At 45.2% G+C, this 17118-nt stretch carries 13 protein-coding genes; 7 read left to right on the top strand and 6 right to left on the bottom strand.

Annotation, left to right across the window (positions count from 1 at the left end):
- Window positions 1–117: 117 nt before the first annotated feature.
- On the bottom strand, window positions 118–2373 hold the full coding sequence (locus ST37_RS14925; protein ID WP_084887757.1) for a YgiQ family radical SAM protein: 2256 nt from the start codon (window positions 2371–2373) through the stop codon (window positions 118–120).
- Window positions 2374–3088: 715 nt separating this feature from the next.
- On the opposite strand from ST37_RS14925, the gene ST37_RS14940 reads away from it, so the two are divergent.
- Entirely contained in the window at window positions 3089–3802 is a 714-nt protein-coding gene (locus tag ST37_RS14940) for a hypothetical protein (RefSeq protein ID WP_084887763.1), read from the top strand.
- 85 nt (window positions 3803–3887) lie between these two features.
- A complete protein-coding gene (locus ST37_RS14945) occupies window positions 3888–4085 on the top strand; it encodes a DUF4250 domain-containing protein (protein ID WP_084887765.1) in 198 nt (65 codons plus the stop codon).
- Window positions 4086–4131: 46 nt separating this feature from the next.
- On the opposite strand, the gene ST37_RS14950 is transcribed toward ST37_RS14945, so the two are convergent.
- Window positions 4132–5046, bottom strand: coding sequence for a LysR substrate-binding domain-containing protein (locus ST37_RS14950; RefSeq protein ID WP_084887767.1), 915 nt, complete (start codon window positions 5044–5046; stop codon window positions 4132–4134).
- A gap of 245 nt (window positions 5047–5291) precedes the next feature.
- Between ST37_RS14950 and metE the strand changes: the two genes are divergently transcribed.
- The gene (gene metE / locus ST37_RS14955) at window positions 5292–7595 is read left to right on the top strand and encodes a 5-methyltetrahydropteroyltriglutamate--homocysteine S-methyltransferase (protein WP_084887769.1); all 2304 of its coding nucleotides are present in this window, start codon (window positions 5292–5294) and stop codon (window positions 7593–7595) included.
- A 46-nt stretch (window positions 7596–7641) separates the two neighbouring features.
- Here the strand turns inward: metE and ST37_RS14960 are convergent, their stop codons facing one another.
- Window positions 7642–8115: an META domain-containing protein gene (locus ST37_RS14960; protein WP_084887771.1), complete on the bottom strand. Its 474-nt coding sequence runs from the start codon at window positions 8113–8115 to the stop codon at window positions 7642–7644.
- 163 nt (window positions 8116–8278) lie between these two features.
- On the opposite strand from ST37_RS14960, the gene ST37_RS14965 reads away from it, so the two are divergent.
- Window positions 8279–8530, top strand: a complete 252-nt coding sequence (locus ST37_RS14965) for a DUF1289 domain-containing protein (protein WP_084887773.1) — start codon at window positions 8279–8281, stop codon at window positions 8528–8530.
- Window positions 8531–8594: 64 nt separating this feature from the next.
- Here ST37_RS14965 and ST37_RS14970 read toward each other — a convergent pair whose 3' ends face one another.
- A complete protein-coding gene (locus ST37_RS14970; RefSeq protein ID WP_084887775.1) occupies window positions 8595–9359 on the bottom strand; it encodes a TetR/AcrR family transcriptional regulator in 765 nt (254 codons plus the stop codon).
- Between the two features lie 134 nt (window positions 9360–9493).
- Between ST37_RS14970 and ST37_RS14975 the strand changes: the two genes are divergently transcribed.
- Genes ST37_RS14975 through ST37_RS14985 form a run of 3 tightly spaced genes read left to right on the top strand, consistent with a single transcriptional unit; the run spans window position 9494 to window position 14670 of the window.
- Window positions 9494–10549, top strand: a complete 1056-nt coding sequence (locus ST37_RS14975; protein ID WP_143698209.1) for an efflux RND transporter periplasmic adaptor subunit — start codon at window positions 9494–9496, stop codon at window positions 10547–10549.
- A gap of 21 nt (window positions 10550–10570) precedes the next feature.
- Window positions 10571–11623: an efflux RND transporter periplasmic adaptor subunit gene (locus ST37_RS14980; protein WP_172401008.1), complete on the top strand. Its 1053-nt coding sequence runs from the start codon at window positions 10571–10573 to the stop codon at window positions 11621–11623.
- The gene (locus ST37_RS14985; protein WP_084887781.1) at window positions 11623–14670 is read left to right on the top strand and encodes an efflux RND transporter permease subunit; all 3048 of its coding nucleotides are present in this window, start codon (window positions 11623–11625) and stop codon (window positions 14668–14670) included. Before ST37_RS14980 ends, ST37_RS14985 begins: the two co-directional genes overlap by 1 nt.
- Window positions 14671–14898: 228 nt before the next feature.
- On the opposite strand, the gene rplY is transcribed toward ST37_RS14985, so the two are convergent.
- Window positions 14899–15177: a 50S ribosomal protein L25 gene (rplY, locus tag ST37_RS14990; RefSeq protein ID WP_084887783.1), complete on the bottom strand. Its 279-nt coding sequence runs from the start codon at window positions 15175–15177 to the stop codon at window positions 14899–14901.
- 202 nt (window positions 15178–15379) lie between these two features.
- Window positions 15380–17116 carry a DEAD/DEAH box helicase gene (locus ST37_RS14995; RefSeq protein ID WP_084887785.1) on the bottom strand — a complete coding sequence of 579 codons (1737 nt, stop codon included), beginning with the start codon at window positions 17114–17116 and terminating at the stop codon, window positions 15380–15382.
- Window positions 17117–17118: the final 2 nt, after the last annotated feature.

Here is a 17118-nt window from a genome sequence, read left to right on the forward strand (position 1 = left end):
GATACCTGAAGCATAGACTACTGTGGTGTGAAATAGAACATAACACGCTGATAATTAGCAATAATTATTGATGTTTAGATACAAAAAAGCACCGCCTTGGCGGTGCTCTTTTCACAATTAGCGCTTGCCTTTAGGTTTGTGAGACGGTTTACCACCTTTCGCAACTGGCTTACCACCTCTAGCGACTGACTTGCCATGAGGTTTACTCGCGCCTGGTTTATTTGCTTTTGACTCTCCACCCTTTTTGGGGTGCATTTTGTCAAAGCCTGGCTGCGACTTAGTATGCTTGGTTGCGAAACGGTTCGCTCCATGACGCCCACTTTTTCGTCGCTGCGCTGGGGTTTTAGAGTCGATGTCTTCTGCAGGAACCAAACAGCTTGGCTTATCACCAATCAGGTGCTTTTTACCCATAGAAACAAGAGCTTCTCTTATGATTGGCCAATTATCGGGATCGTGATAACGAAGCAACGCTTTATGGAGTCTACGCTGTCTCTCCCCTTTAGCGACGGGGACATCAATACGTTTTTTATATTTAACGCGCTTGAGCGGGTTAGTCTCTGAGTAATACATCGCAGTTGCATTACACATTGGCGATGGGTAGAAGTTTTGCACCTGATCGCATTCAAAGTTGTTGGACTTGAGCCACAGGGCTAAGTTCAACATGTCTTCGTCTTCAGTACCCGGGTGCGCTGAAATGAAGTAAGGGATCAAATATTGTTTTTTCCCTGCCTGCTCACTGTACTTTTGGAACATGTCTTTGAAACGATCGTAGGTTCCCATTCCCGGTTTCATCATCAAATCGAGTGGGTTTTTCTCTGTATGTTCTGGCGCAATTTTTAGGTATCCACCGACGTGATGTGTTACCAACTCTTTGACATACTCAGGAGACTCAATGGCTAAATCGTAGCGGACACCAGAGGCGATAAGCACCTTTTTAACGCCTTTGACTTGGCGAGCGGCGCGATAGAGATCAATGGTATGTCGGTGATCGGTATTAAGCTTGTTACAAATCCCAGGGAACACACACGAGGGGCGGCGACAATTCACTTCCGCTTTGGGATCGCTGCATCCAAGGCGATACATGTTGGCGGTTGGGCCACCTAGATCGGAGATAGTACCGGTAAAACCAGGCACCTTGTCACGAATTTTTTCAAGCTCGCCAATGATAGACTCTTGAGAACGGTTTTGAATGATCCGTCCTTCGTGCTCGGTGATAGAACAAAACGAACAGCCGCCAAAACAGCCGCGCATGATGTTCACTGAGGTCTTAATCATATCGTAGGCAGGGATCTTTGCTTTGCCATACATAGGGTGAGGTACGCGCGCATAAGGCAGATCAAACACGTAATCCATCTCTTCTGTCGACAGCGGAATCGGCGCTTGATTCACCCACAATTCGCGATCACCGTGTTTTTGAATTAAAGCACGGCCTGAGTAAGGGTTGGTCTCGAGGTGCAACACGCGACTGGCGTGTGCGTATAATATACGGTCGTTTTTCAGCTTTTCGAATGCAGGTAAGCGCACGGCAGTTGTTTCTGAGTCGTGGCGACTTGGACGCACGTATATTGGCTTTGCCTCATCGGGCTCAGTGGCTTTTGTTTCACACTGCTCCTCAACCTGATAAGGGTTTTGTGGCTTCCATACAGCTTTGCTTGGTTTTTCTATACGCGAAGAGTCGACTACAGCAAAGTGCTCAGGAACTGCGGGCAAGTTGACTGCAGTGCCTCGAATGTTGGTCATGGTTTTTACATCGTCACCGGCGGCTAAGCGGTGGGCAACTTCGACCAGTGCTCGTTCGGCATTACCAAACAGTAAAATATCAGCTTTAGCGTCAAGCAAAACCGAGCGTCTAACTTTATCGGACCAATAATCGTAATGCGCGACACGGCGTAAGCTGGCTTCAATACCACCTAGTACGATCGGTACCCCTTTAAATGCTTCACGACATCGCTGCGAATACACAAGCACCGCTCTATCTGGGCGTTTTCCACCTTCATTATTTGGGGTGTACGCATCGTCATGGCGCAGTTTACGATCGGATGTGTAACGGTTGATCATTGAATCCATGTTGCCGGCAGTGATGCCAAAAAACAGGTTAGGCTTGCCCAGTGACATAAAGGCGTTTTTATTTTGCCACTCTGGTTGTGAAATTATGCCGACTCGAAAGCCTTGCGCCTCAAGCAGGCGACCAATAATCGCCATGCCAAAGCTTGGGTGATCAACATAAGCATCGCCTGTGACGATAATAATGTCACAACTGTCCCATCCTAGCGCATCCATCTCTTTGCGAGAGGTTGGCAAAAATGGCGCCGTGCCAAAGCATTCGGCCCAATATTTTTTGTGCTCATAGATAGGAGTTACGGGACTGTTCATTTATTACCTCACCAAATCGAGCCGGGAATTATAGCGATGCCTGAGTGATTTGTCTTGTAAGAATAGTGTAGCAGTTGGTGAGAGGTGAATTTAAACCTTTGTTGGTCGGTGTTGTTCGTTAATCAATGTTTTTAGGTGTGCAACAGTTTTTTAGTTATGCCGAATTTGGACTCGGTTCGAACGGAGCGGGGATACCTGATCTTGGCTTCTGCAAAGAGTTCACTGCGTCAGCGCTTGGTTTTAATGGTGAATATGACAATAACCTCGTCAGGGGTATTACACCAATCTGGATTACTTATGGTTTGACGAATCAATTGGCAGCGATTATGACTTTGAGACGTTAGTAGCGTAGAGACAAACTTTCTAAGTCGTTCACTTTTATTGCTGCGGCAGAATACAACGTATTGACGTCTGACCGTCGATTATTTCCTAGAATATTAAAACTCTATGCTGATCTGCGAGGGTTACCCTCGTTGGATAGCTCTACTATTTGGTTGGGTGGGTGTGTATAGTGACACAGCGTCGGGTTTTTGGAGTAACCCGACTCCGGCAATAGGCACAGGTTTTCATTATTTAATGTCCAGACGAACTGGCACTCAAGCTGGTGTTGACATTGCGGTTAGTGAAGTTGATACGGCCTTTTATTTAACGGTTGGTACAGGCATTTAGGATACGTCGTTATTGACGTTGAGATTGAAGTAATAGGAATTAGGTTTTGTCGATAGAAGTAGTAAACGCAGTGTGGTTGGTCCCTGCAATTGTTGGTGCACTTTGGCTCATTATCGTCATTTTGTATAAAGGTGATATTTGCCCTGGTCAACGAGGCCGATTACATCGCTCAATAGCAATTTTATGTGGGTTGTTCGCCATTACTTGTGTCACTAATATTTGGCTCATACCTAGTGCCTTATTGTTAGGCTGGTTTTGTAGCCAAGTTCAAACTAAAAAAACACGGTTGCTGGGGCCGCGAGCGGCGTTAGTGATTGCTGCTGTGTGGGCAAGTCTAGTAGGGTGTTTGGCGTTTAACCAGCAGTTAAGCCAAACCTATTTATGGGAAAGTGTGGTTGGATTTGGCTTCTATTTAGTGATGACGCTACTGTTAGGCGCCAGTGTTGCACACTTACTGCTGTTGCTGGCAAGAACTCGACTACAAGCGTTTCACCGCATTCTGCCCATTGGCGCTGTTGTCATGAGTTTTGCTTATTTATTACTATGGCTTGGACTGGTGTCTACTGGTTTAGTGAACGGTATGCAATCTGCCGAATCTATCTTAGGCCCATTGTTGGTTGCCATAAGTACACTGCTTATTGCGTTAACAATATGGAACTGGCATTTGCTAAAGCGTGTTGAGATCCGTAAAAGTGCGCTATGGATGTCGGTCGCAGGGCTCTCTTCTTCCCATCTGATTTTTATGTATCTTTTACCTTAATCACGTTTTTGAACCGCTAACCCTTGCAAATCGGACTATGCTTAAAATGAGTTTAGGGTGTTTGCAGTCATAGGGAGCGCTAGGTATGGATCTCAGTAACGTCAATAAATGGGATGGCAATATCTTAATAGGTATCGTCAATGAAAAATTAAGACTCGAATGTCACAGCGTGGAAGAGCTTGCCACGATGTATGAAATTGATATGGAATCACTGAACAATAAGTTAGCTGATGTAGGGTTTAGCTACGATCCGTTGACCAATCAGTTTAAGTCTCAGCTTTAATGACTATTTAGCATTGAAAGCCGCCCTAATCAGGCGGCTTTTTTGTTTAGACCATCTTCACACCATCAAGGTGTTGCTGGCACTGCTGTTTGGCGGTTGAGAAGAATGATTGTAAGTATCGCTTATCTCTATCGGCATGTCTTACAGCGACAAATAGGCGGCGCCAAAGTCCTTGATCACCCAATGGGATTGACTCGATCAAGCCTTGGCGAGAGAACTCGCTGATTGCCCAGTTGGGAAGAGCGGCAACGCCTAGTCCAGCAGACACCATTTGAATCAGCATTAAGGTGTTGTCTGCTTGTTTCCATTTCTCAGGTTCGCATTGAGCGGGTGCCAAAAAGTGCTTATACACGTCTAGACGTTGCTTTTGTACTGGGTAGCTGATCATTGTCTGTGACACTAAATCGCTTGGCTCGATAATAGACTTTTGCGCGAGTGGGTGTGTAGTCGCAGTGACCAAACGCATTTCAAAATCAAACATAGATTCGTAGTGGACATCGGCTCGAGGGGCAACGTCCGAGGTGACGACCAAGTCGAGCTCCCCATTAAGCAAAGCAGGCAATGGCTCGAAACCGAATCCGGATGAAAAATCCAAACTCACGCTTGGCCAAGCGACTTGATATTCTTTTATTGCTGGCATTAGCCACTGGAAACAAGAGTGACACTCGATGGCCATATGCAGTCTGCCATTGGCGTCTTCTTTGTGACTGGCGAGCTCTCCTTCGGCTTTAGCGATTTGTGGCAACACTTGGTCTGCCAGTTTCAAAATAATATGGCCTTCAGGAGTAAATTTTACCGGACGTGTTTTTCGTAAAAATAGCTGCGCACCTAAACGGGTCTCTAAGTCCTTTATTTGATGAGATAGGGCCGATTGAGTTAAGTGCAAAGAGGTTGCTGTCGCAGTTAACGACCCCGTATCTCTTAAAGATACAATGGTTCTAAGGTGCTTTAATTCAATCATGGTTTTCCTTTTACCACTGTCTCATGCGACTCAGGCTAATTCGACTCAGGTTTGGCGGCCTTACTTAGGCTTGACGCTCATTACATCTGTATTACCTTGCCTAACTTTCTCCTCAAAGTAAACGTCTAGACGTCCAAATAACATGAAAAACTTTCAAGTTGCTGATGAAAGTTTGTCGTTTGTCGATGATGACAAGGCCACTTACTGTAAATGACATCGGAGCAAACACCCAAAGGACCGCAATCATGAGCCAAGCAAACACCCTTAATCATTCTTTCAAAAGTCACGTTTTAGGCTACCCAAGAGTTGGAGAGCAGCGCGAGTTAAAATTTGCGTTAGAAAAATATTGGAAAGGCGAATTTACCGAGCAGCAACTTCGAGACGTCGGCAAAACCATACGCCAGCAAAACTGGGCAACCCAATCACAGCTAAGCTTTGTAACAGTTGGCGACTTTGCTTGGTACGATCATGTTTTATCGACCAGCGCGTTGATAGGACACCTTCCAAAACGTCATCGCGGTGACAGCGATATTAGCTTGGATACTCTGTTTAAAGTTGCAAGAGGGCAATCGAACTCAGGCTGCTGTGGTGCTGCGGCATCGGACATGACCAAGTGGTTTAATACTAATTACCATTACATCACCCCAGAGTTTTCAGCTGATGATAAATTTGCTATAAGCTCGTCTCAATTGTTTGATGAAATTGAAGAAGCGTTAGCGCTTGGACACAGTGTTAAGCCTGTATTACTCGGACCGATTAGCTACTTATATTTGGGCAAAGAGGTCGATAGCTTTGATCGCCTCACTTTGCTACCAAAATTGGTGGCCGTCTATCAACAAGTCATCCAGCGATTGGCGGATTTAGGCATTGAGTGGTTACAAATTGATGAGCCAATATTGAGTTTGGATTTACCTTCTCAGTGGTTACAAGTCTTCAAACCTACGTATGATGAGCTTGGTGGAACCGTAAAACTGCTACTCAGCAGTTATTTTGACCGAATTGACGATAAGCTAGCCACAATTAATACGTTAAGGGTTGATGGTGTGCATTTAGACCTAGTGGCAAATGAAGCCCAGCTTATCGAGGCACTGTCGGTGTTACCTAACGATTGGGTAATCTCATTAGGTGTGGTGAATGGGCGAAATGTGTGGAAATGCGACACCCACTATTGGCTAGAAAACCTGTCTAATTCGTTGAATGGGAATGCTACGTCGGCTCGACAGATTTGGATAGGAAGTAGCTGCTCTTTATTGCATTCGCCACTAAATTTAGAATTAGAAACGCAGCTACCTGCTGACACCAAATCATGGTTTGCGTTTGCTAAACAAAAGGTATCGGAGGTTTGCCAGGTAACCAAGGCGCTTTCCAACCCAAGCGAGTATGCGGAAAGGGTGCTCGCATATAGTCGACCGATTCATCAACGAAAAAACTCAATCAATGTCCATAAACCACAGGTCCAACAGAAGCTACAACGTTTAAAAGAGCAGTCTAGCGATCGGCTTTTACCATTTCCAGAACGCCAAGTAGCGCAGCGAAATGCCCTTAACTTGCCGCTCTTTCCAACAACAACCATCGGCTCTTTTCCTCAGACGGGAGATATTCGCCGTCTGCGCAGTCAGTTTAAAACGGGAGCGCTTACATTCGATGCTTATCGCAAGCAAATCCAATCTGAAATAAAAGCAGTCGTTGAGCGTCAGGAATCGTTAGACTTAGATGTGTTGGTCCACGGTGAACCTGAACGAAATGACATGGCTGAGTATTTTGCCGAGCAGTTGAATGGTTTCCAAACTACGCAGTACGGTTGGGTCCAAAGCTATGGTTCTCGATGTGTTAAACCGGCAATAGTGGTTGAAGACATTGAAAGGGTAGAACCAATGACTGTTGATTGGACGCGCTATGCTCAGTCGCTGACAACTAAGCCAATGAAGGGGATGCTAACAGGCCCTGTGACACTAATGTGTTGGACTTTTCCTCGAGAAGACATCACTCGTCAAACTATCACCCAGCAACTGGCGATTGCGTTAAAAGAAGAAGTGTCTGACTTACAAGATGCTGGCATCAATATCATTCAAATTGACGAGCCCGCACTAAGAGAGGGGCTACCGCTGCGCCTTGCTGATCAACAGCATTATTTGGAGTGGGCAGTGGACGCATTTAAGGTTTCTGCATCAAGTGCGTTACCAGAAACACAAATCCATACTCATATGTGTTATAGCGATTTTAACCAGATTATTGATTCAGTCGCTCACTTAGATGCCGATGTGATCACCATTGAGACGTCGAGATCGAATATGGAGTTGCTGGATGCGTTTGAAGCGTTTGACTATCCAAATGAAATTGGACCGGGTGTCTACGATATTCACTCACCCAATATTCCATCGGAGCAATGGATGGAGCAATTGGTTAAGCGAGCGTCTACTCAGATTCCAAAAGAGCGACTCTGGATAAACCCAGATTGTGGTCTTAAAACAAGAGGTTGGGATGAGACCGAAAAGTCACTGAAAAATATGGTGAATGTAGCGAAGAAACTGCGCAGAGAGTTTGCGTAGTAATAGTCCGCACAGCCTTGAAGGCTGTGCGGCAATCAATTGGGTTTTAGTGCACCCAATCTTTTAACGTAAATTCTAAGGTGTTGATATCGTTTTCTAGGGTTAAGGTTTGTTTGGTTAGGGTGACGTCATTCCAGTCACTTAGCCCTTGTGACATCGCCATTTCATAGGTCATAACCTCTTCAGGACACATTTTCATGGTAGACGCCATTTGTGCAATTCTCAGTGAATTGCCTTCAAGTTCTACCTGGCCAAAGAAGTTGTTACAACCGGCGTTGCCGTTAGCGGTAAGTTTCTCACCAATTTCTAGGTTCGGTACCGAAAAGCCTTCTAATACTGTAATCGCTTCACCATTTACAGAGACAAGCTCCCAATTATGATGTTGTAGCTGCGCTGCAGAGAGCACCGTGGTAGCGTCGTTCATCGCTGCATCCGATTGTTCACTCGAGGTTGCGCCGCAGGCGGCAAGCAGACCGACAATAGCGGCTACGGTTAAAGTTTTACGCATAATGAAATCCATGTTGATTGATTACGATATTGAGTATAAACAACAATATAACGCAATTGTCAGGGTAAAGTGAGGGACTACTGGCTTTTATTTTTTCTACTGAGCTGTGTATAGTGATAATGATGTACAGCAGTACAATCGGTTTAGCGGCAACGTATCATATACGGAGAAAGCAATGGAACAGCTTGATTTTATCGGTGTTGCAAGCCCCTGCGTTGGCATATGCAGTATGAATGATAGCGGCTATTGTAAGGGCTGTATGCGCAAGCGTGACGAGCGTTTTCAGTGGAATTCTTACTCAGACGCCCAGAAGCAGCATGTCATCAAGCTGTGCCGCCAACGCTATGTTCGTGCTCGGCGTAAACAGTCTCAAAAGTCCGTTCAATCCGATGTAACCTCGCCATCACCGCAACAGCCGTTATTTTAACTTCAAAAGCAACTGTTGACCTTGTTCGTTATGGCACTGGCCGCAAATTAGTAAGGTCCGCTTACTAACACTGCATCCCATTTTTTGCAAAATACTCTTTTAAGAACTCTGCAACATCACTGTCTAGAATATCAAACTCATTAACCACATCATTGATTGAGTCAGCTCGTATTCGATCTGAGTCATCCACGTTCAACTCCTTGCTCATCTGGTTTTCGTACAATCTCCAATGGGTGAGTAATCCGTGATCATGGTCAGAACCCAAAATCTTAAACATTAGTGGCTTAAGCAAAATTGGGGTGGAGGCAAAATTCAAAAAATTCCATTTTAATATTGTGAGCTTTTCTTGCGAGTAAGTTAGGTTTTCGTCTTGATAGATTTCGTAGGCATTAAAAATGAGATCCAAGTGATCATGATTTCGCTGCTGCTCCTCTTCTGATTGCATTTTTACTGGGTCGGTCATTTGCGTACAAGCGAAGATCAGTTGAAAAAGTCGAGGACGTTTCATGACAAACGCCATCAAACACACAAGAAAACGATACAGTGAGATGTTTGAGTCGCTGTCGTGGTGGGTCACTTTTTGCAGTTCTATCATGTAGCGAGTCATATAATTGTGAGAGGCGTACAAAATTTCCTCCCAAATCTGATGCTTAGCGCCAAAGTAATGTCTGATTAAACTGTGAGAAACACCGGCTTTCTCACTAATATCCCTAAGCGAAACTTGCTGGTAGCCATGATCACAAAACAGAATGGTAGCCGTGGTCATTATCTTGATCTTAGTGATTTTTGCTTGTTCAGCGGTTCGACGACCTTGTTTCTTCGCTGCCATTATTTGCCTTCCAACACTGATAATTCCTACATTTCGCTCTGCCGAATAATTTTATTGTACGTTTGTAAAATATATTGTCAAACTTCAAATATTCAATATACTGCACGAGTGTGTAATAAATAACGGATTGAATAGTGAAGACCTCTAAAATAGCGTTCGCATTGATATCAACGATGTTGTTGCTTGGCTGTGAAGTGGAGTCGAAAGAGTCCCTATCACCGACAATAAAGCCAGTTAAAATGAACCAGTATCAAGAGAAAATTGGCACTAACCAACATCGCTTTTTGGGTGAAGTCGTCGCCGCAAATCGGACCGTCATGTCATTTCGTGTGGCTGGTGAGGTGACTCAACTTGATGTGGAAATGGGAGAGCAAGTTGCTAAGGGTGATGTTATAGCGACCCTGGATAAAAAAGATTACGAACTTGCCCTTGCTGCAAAGCAAGCTGAGCTCGATCTTGCTCGCGCACAACATCAACGCTCGGAGAGCCTGTATTCACAAAGCCTGATTAGCCGTGACCGCTATGACCAAAGTGTCACTCAGTTTGAGATTGCACAAGCTGAACGAGATCAAGCACAAACTGAGCTTAACTACTCGGTACTAAAATCGCCCTTTGATGGCATGGTGTCGATAAAGCATGTGCTGGCTCACGAAGTTGTTGGCGCGCAACAACCCGTGGTTACCCTTGTGGATACTCAAGCCTACGAAGTGCGGTTTGATGTTCCAGTAACGACGGCACAATCGACATTGGAAGCGGATTTTGGACTGATATTCCGACTTGACTCAAAGCCAAATCAACCGCTCATGGCGACTGTGACAGAATCCTTTATTCGCCCAGACCAAGACACCAATACTTTTCAAATTACAGCCTCTCTTGAATCAAGTGAGACACTAGCATTACTGCCGGGGATGACTGGCACGGTTGAAGTTGCAGAGGAAGGTGTGAGTTTTTCTACAACCATACCGTCATCGAGTTGGATAGAAGTGACAGCGACTGACGAGCAGACGAGCGGGTGGGTTTGGATATATAACCCTGCCAGTAATGAAGTAAGTAAGCGTCAAGTCACCATCGATCATGTACACAATACGTTATCTGGAATCAATGATGGAGAGTACTTCGTGACCACAGGAGTCAACTCGCTTAAAGACGGACAGCAAGTACGCCCTTGGGTGAGAGAGCGAGGCATATAATTAATGATACGGAATCATTCAATGAAAAAACTAGCGGTGATACTTTTGCCCTTATTGAGTGTGGGATGTAACCCTACCTCAGAACAAATTCAGTCTGCGCCGTTGGTCGTATCAACCTATACAGTTGACCAGGCGGTAAGCGTAAAACAGAGTCAATTTCAAGGTGCGGCGACGCCTTATGACCTAACCAAACTCTCTTTTAGACAAGCCGGAAAGATTGAACAGTTGCTGGTGAAAGCGGGGCAACATGTTGAAAAAGGCGACGTTATAGCAACGCTAGACGACGTAAAGCAAAAACAGCAAGTAAAAGATGCCGAAGCAAAGTTTGAACTTGCTCAAAATCAGCTACTGCGTTCAGAGCAACTAAAACAAAAAGGCATGATTTCGGCAGCCGAATACGAAGAACTTACCGCCAATTACACATTGGCAAAAATCTCATTAGAGTTGGCTAAAAGGCAGCTTACATTTACTGAACTTAAATCACCGTTCTCAGGACTGGTAGCAGAGGTTCCAGTAAAGCGTTATCAAGTGATTCAACCTGGTGATCTCATCGCGTCTTTGTATGACGGCTCAAAAATACTCGTAGCTACCACCGTACCGGATAGCTTTGTCACTTGGTTACAAGACCAACCGTCCGATGAATTAATTGCTGAAGTTGAATTCTCGTCGCATCCTGGGGCTCATCGAGCAACATTGAAGTCTCACAGTGGTGAGCCTTTGGAAACCGCTAACAGTTACGTCGCTCAGTTTGAATTGCCACAGCTGGATCCACCGGTTTTACCAGGTACATCGGCAACCCTCAAAGTGGATGCGAATGGCGAATTGGCAAAATCCAAAATTGCGGTACGTGTTCCCATTAATTTGCTTGTCGCGGGCGATGCAGCCGAGCAATTTGTGGTGTGGAAACTGGAGCAAGACCTAGCGGTGAAACAACCCGTTCAAGTGGGACTGGTCAATCGAAATGGCGCGGTTATCAATAGCGGTGTCGAGCTTGGTGACACGCTTATAGCTACAAGTCTGCTAAAACTCGATCAAGGCAGAGAATTACACATTGTGGAAGGGATTCATCAATAATGAATATGGCTCAATTTTTTATAAACAAGCGTGTTATCAGCTGGCTGTTTATTGTTGTTTTATTGGTTGGTGGGGCGCTGTCATTTCAGAATCTAGGTCGCCTCGAAGATCCTGCATTTACCGTGAAAGATGCCATGGTTATAGGTCTCTACCCAGGAGCAACAGCGTTAGAAGTTGAAGAAGAACTCACATACCCGCTCGAAAAAGCGATCCGTCAGCTTCCTTACGTGGATAAGGTGACGTCAAATTCGAGCAAAGGCAAGACTCAGATCATGGTCAGTATGGGCATGCAATATGGACCCGATGAATTGCCGCAGATTTGGGATGAAATGCGTCGTAAAATTAATGACTTAGAGCCAAGTTTACCTTCTGGTTTGCAAAGTTTAACAGTCTATGATGATTTTGGGGATGTATATGGTCTGTCACTGATGCTAACAGGTAAGACCTACGATTATATTGAATTGAAGCGCTTTGCCGACTATTTAGTCCGCGAACTAGAGCTTGTTGATGGGGTCGGTAAAGTCAATATTTCCGGCGCTCAAAATGAGCAGATCTTTGTTGAGGTATCTACTGAGCGTCTCTCGACATTCAATATCGATCTGAACTCCGTTTTAAGCCTGCTGACGCAGCAAAATGCTGTCCAGTCCGCCGGTGCTGTCATGATTTCAGGGGAGTCTCTTACCATTCGTCCTACAGGTACACTGACCTCCATCGAAGAACTGGGCGAACTGGTGATCCATGGTCGTGACACGGGCAAGTTGATCCGCCTTAAAGATGTGGCCACACTGAGCCGAGGTATTGCGGAAAAACCATCGCATCAACTGCTTTATAATGGTCTTCCTGCGCTTAATATTGGTATTTCTTACGCGGCTGAGGTGAATGTTGTCGAGGTAGGGAAGCGTATTGAAGCGCGCTTAGCGGAACTAGAGTCTGACACGCCTCTGGGCATGCAATTGGACACGTTTTATGACCAAGGAGCAGAAGTCGAACAATCGGTGAACGGCTTTCTAGTTAGCCTCGCGCAAGCTGTTGGTATTGTCATTGTCGTATTGCTGTTTGTTATGGGGTGGCGAAGCGGTTTAATTATTGGTTTGGTACTGCTGCTCACAGTGATGGGTACCTTTATACTCATGGACAACCATGGCATTGAGCTTCACCGAATCTCATTGGGTGCATTGATCATCGCTTTAGGTATGTTGGTGGACAACGCCATTGTCGTTGTCGAAGGGATACAATCCGGCATGAAGCGCGGCCTAAACAAAAAGGACGCCGCTATTGCGATAGTAAAGCAGACTCAATGGCCGTTATTAGGTGCCACAGTTATTGCCATTACCGCTTTTGCTCCTATTGGATTGTCCCAAGATGCAACTGGTGAGTTTATGGGGTCGCTGTTTTGGGTACTCCTGTATTCACTGTTCTTAAGCTGGGTAACGGCACTCACCATTACCCCGTTTTTGGCAGAACTGTTTTTGAAAGAGGCTAACTCTGATGATGGCGAAACTAAAGAGCCATACCAAGGGTTCGTCTTTACTCTGTTTCGCAAGAGTTTAGTGTTGGCGTTAAGATTTCGTTGGCTATCCATCATTATGTTGATCGCGTTGATGGGCTCTGCAGTAGTCGGTTTTAAAGAGGTTAAGCAACAGTTTTTCCCAATCTCTAATACGCCCATTTTCTTTGTGAATGTTTGGATGCCGCAGGGGACAGATATTCGAGAAACTTCGGCTCAAGCATCAGACATTGAAGCTTTTGTTCGTCAGCAACAAGAAGTTGATTATGTTGCAACGACCATTGGTCAGGGTCTACAGCGTTACATGCTGACGTACAACTCAGAAAAGTCCTACGAGTCTTATGCACAACTTTTGGTAAGAGCTAACGATTTAGATTCTTTGTTTGTTTTGGTAGAACGATTCTATCACCAGCTTCCTGCGGAATTCCCGTTGGCAAACTTCCGTATTCAAGTAGGCGAATTTGGGCCATCACCGGCGTCAAAAATTGAAGCGCGTATTGTGGGTCCCGATACACACACGTTGCGCTCCATCGCGACAGACATTGAAAAGATCATTGCGGCGGATCCTGGAGCGCGAAACGTTAAGAACAACTGGCAAGAGCGCACTAAAACGCTTGTTCCCCAGTTTAACGAATCGAAAGCGCGTCGATTAGGCGTCTCTAAGCAAGATTTCTCCAAAACGTTAAACATGGCGTTTGGCGGGAGCACTATGGGGAGCTTTAGAGACGGCACCAAACAACTGCCAATTGTAGTTAGACTGCCTGAAGCTGAACGTCTGGATGTAAATACTCTGGAGCTGCTTAAAATATGGAGCCCTACAATGCAGAGCTATGTTCCATTAACTCAAGTGATGGACGACATAACGTTGCAATGGGAAGAGCCGTTGATCATGCGCCGCGATAGAAAACGTGAAATTACCGTACTGGCAGACCACGACATATTGAGCCTCGAAACCCCTGCGGTGCTGTTTGATCGTATTCGACCTGCAGTGGAAGCGTATCCTATGCCAATTGGCTACGAACTGCAGTGGGGTGGTGAATACGAATCGCAGAATGACGCTCGTGAGGCTTTGGCAAGTGCAATGCCACTTGGATACGCCATTATGTTTATTATCACCATGCTTCTATTTAACTCGGTAAGACAGCCACTGGTCATTTGGTTAACAGTACCACTTGCTATTATTGGCGTGTCGTTTGGTCTGCTAGGGACTTCTATGCCATTTTCGTTCACGGCTTTATTGGGCTTGCTGAGCTTAAGCGGCATGATTTTGAAAAATGGTATTGTACTGATGGATCAAATCAACATGGATTTATCGAGTGGTAAAGCGCCATATGACGCGGTGTTGGACAGTGCGACCAGTAGGGTATTGCCGGTTAGTATGGCCGCTGTAACGACGATATTGGGGATGTTACCGCTGATTGTCGATCCGTTCTTTGGTTCTCTTGCAGTCACAATTATGGCAGGTTTAGGCTTTGCTACCGTGTTGACGCTCATTGTTGTTCCATTGCTTTATGCAACATTCTATAACGTAAAAGCTTAGGTTGAACCAACACTAGCAACCATAGTTCTAAAGGCTAACAGTAATGTTAGCCTTTTTAATTGAGCTCTAATACCTGCATCACTGCGGCGTGACTAAAGCCCAAATAAAACAAAACCCCGAGGCTGGTAAGGCCTCGGGGTTTCAAATTCTTTTTCGATTATCGGGTGGTAAATCCAATAGTCGTATATGCAAAAGGTTGGATTATCCTGCTAATTCCTTGGTAGGGAATTAGATACGGATGAAGTCCATGTGCTCAACTTTTGGCTTGAACGCGTGACGTTGAACGTCTTGTGGCTTAACCTTAACTTCTGCGCCGTCTACCACTAGAGTGATTGACTCGTAGAACTCAGGCTTGTCCATTTGGTTCAAAACTTCATCGTGGTTTAGAGCGATTGCAACTGCTTCTGCTTCACCACCATAGATAACTGCTGGGAATTTACCAGCGTGACGTAGGCGGCGGCTCGCACCTTTACCTAGTTCAGTACGTACTACTGCTTCAAATTTCATAGTATAACTCTCGAAATTGATGATTAATTAAGTCCCACAATGTAATGCGACCTTACTTGTGGCTAGTTCGCTAGTGTTTGTTTCATACTAAATGAATGGACAAACAGCTAAAGCGAGCGCGGAGTCTATCATCATGATTCGTTTGAGGCAAGATGTTCACCGGCTTTCGCATCGATATTTCGCTGTTCCATAATGGGCATTACTAACCGGAAAGCTCATCGTCAAAAATCTTCTCTTTTAACGTCCAAAAGCGCCCCTGTTTTGCCGCAATAATAAATGAGGGTAAACGAAAACGATGCTGATTGTCGACCGCTGCAGTTGGCGTTAGAGCGTTATAAGGGTTATGTTTATCAGCAAGGTGTGGGCGTACAAACTGTTTTGCAAAGCGCTGTTTTTGAGCTTTGCTGGTTAAAAACCATTGCTCACTGACGCGTGCTCCTTCTTCACTGACATAATCAACTTTTAAATAGTTTTTATTGTTCTTGTCCTTGCGCGTTTCCATCGTCATATCGTGACAGGCAAACACTAAGTGATTTTTTAGATTGAGAGCGTCTTTAAGCTTTTTATCGGGATCCACTAAAACGGCGTCGCACTCATGACATATTCGAGCCGCGATATCGTTGCCTGCTCCGCATTGGTTGCAATACTTGGCCTTAAATCGGTAGTCGCAATGCTCTCGGTGGCCATCATCATCTTCAAAGTAGCCTCGGCACTTTCGGCCAAAGTGCTCTAATAAGTATCCGTTGCTATCTAATTTACCCCAAAAGTTATTATTGAAACCACACGCTGGACAGGGGATAGTGACGATTTCACTGTCTGAGTCTGGTTTAGGTTCGCCAACCTCTGGCTGATACAAATCAAAGGTATTGCCCGCATATTCGAGTATCAGGCATTCTTGTTTCCCGTCGCAAAGTCGTAACCCGCGCCCGATAATTTGTTGGTAGAGACTTACAGACTCTGTTGGCCTTAGTATCGCAATGAGATCCACATGAGGGGCGTCAAATCCAGTGGTGAGTACAGACACATTGACAAGATACTTTATATCTCGTTGTTTAAAGCGCGTGATGATGTCGTCTCGTTCTTTGGTCGGCGTATCACCAATGACAATCGCTGATTCTTGATCAGGTAACAGCGTTAGTACCTCTTGAGCATGTCGTACTGTCGCGGCAAAAATCATGACCCCATGCTTGTCTTTGGCAACACTTAATATTTGTTGGACGATTTGTGGAGTGACTCGACGACTGGCGTCTAGCACCTGATCGAGTTCTGACTCTTTAAATCTTCCCATGCTCGTTGGTTTAAGTGTTGAAAAATCGTAGCTTAGCGTCGGCGCATCCAATATTCTGGCTGGGGTTAAAAAGGATTCATCAAGTAAATATTGTATTGGGAGCTCGTAAATACAATCTCTAAAGTACCGCTCTGTGTCTGTTCTCACCATTCCCTTTGTGTGGTATTGGTAAATCCATCCCAATCCCAAGCGATATGGTGTTGCCGTAAGACCTAATATACGAATAGTGGGGTTGATAGATTGCAGGTGACTAAGCACTTTTTGATAACTGGATTTTTTGTTGTCGGATACTCGATGGCATTCATCGATGACTACTAGCGAAAAAGGTTGGCTAAACTGCTCTAAACTGTTTACCACCGATTGTACAGACGCAAAGACGACTTGCTGCTGGTGTTCCTTTCGCCCTAAGCCTGCCGAAAAAATGGATGCAGTGACGCCGTAACTTTCGTACTTGGCGTGATTTTGCTCGACGAGTTCTTTGACGTGTGTCAGAACGAGAACTTTACCGCGAGCAATTCGTGCCAACTCAGCGATCACTAAGCTCTTTCCAGCTCCCGTCGGAAGAACAATTACCGCTGGTGAGTGATGACGACGGAAATAGTGAACAACGGCTTTAACGGCATCGGATTGATAATTACGAAGTTTGTACATCT

The organism is Vibrio sp. qd031 (assembly GCF_002100145.1).
Lineage (GTDB): Bacteria > Pseudomonadota > Gammaproteobacteria > Enterobacterales > Vibrionaceae > Vibrio.

What these genes read in the sequence shown, in the direction of transcription:
- ST37_RS14965 (WP_084887773.1), top strand. Translation starts at nt 8,279, where the DNA reads ATGGAACAGCTTGATTTTATCGGTGTTGCAAGCCCCTGCGTTGGCATA.
- ST37_RS14945 (WP_084887765.1), top strand. Translation starts at nt 3,888, where the DNA reads ATGGATCTCAGTAACGTCAATAAATGGGATGGCAATATCTTAATAGGT.
- ST37_RS14960 (WP_084887771.1), bottom strand. Translation starts at nt 8,115, where the DNA reads ATGGATTTCATTATGCGTAAAACTTTAACCGTAGCCGCTATTGTCGGT.
- metE (WP_084887769.1), top strand. Translation starts at nt 5,292, where the DNA reads ATGAGCCAAGCAAACACCCTTAATCATTCTTTCAAAAGTCACGTTTTA.
- ST37_RS14980 (WP_172401008.1), top strand. Translation starts at nt 10,571, where the DNA reads ATGAAAAAACTAGCGGTGATACTTTTGCCCTTATTGAGTGTGGGATGT.
- rplY (WP_084887783.1), bottom strand. Translation starts at nt 15,177, where the DNA reads ATGAAATTTGAAGCAGTAGTACGTACTGAACTAGGTAAAGGTGCGAGC.
- ST37_RS14985 (WP_084887781.1), top strand. Translation starts at nt 11,623, where the DNA reads ATGAATATGGCTCAATTTTTTATAAACAAGCGTGTTATCAGCTGGCTG.
- ST37_RS14950 (WP_084887767.1), bottom strand. Translation starts at nt 5,046, where the DNA reads ATGATTGAATTAAAGCACCTTAGAACCATTGTATCTTTAAGAGATACG.
- ST37_RS14925 (WP_084887757.1), bottom strand. Translation starts at nt 2,373, where the DNA reads ATGAACAGTCCCGTAACTCCTATCTATGAGCACAAAAAATATTGGGCC.
- ST37_RS14995 (WP_084887785.1), bottom strand. Translation starts at nt 17,116, where the DNA reads ATGTACAAACTTCGTAATTATCAATCCGATGCCGTTAAAGCCGTTGTT.
- ST37_RS14970 (WP_084887775.1), bottom strand. Translation starts at nt 9,359, where the DNA reads ATGGCAGCGAAGAAACAAGGTCGTCGAACCGCTGAACAAGCAAAAATC.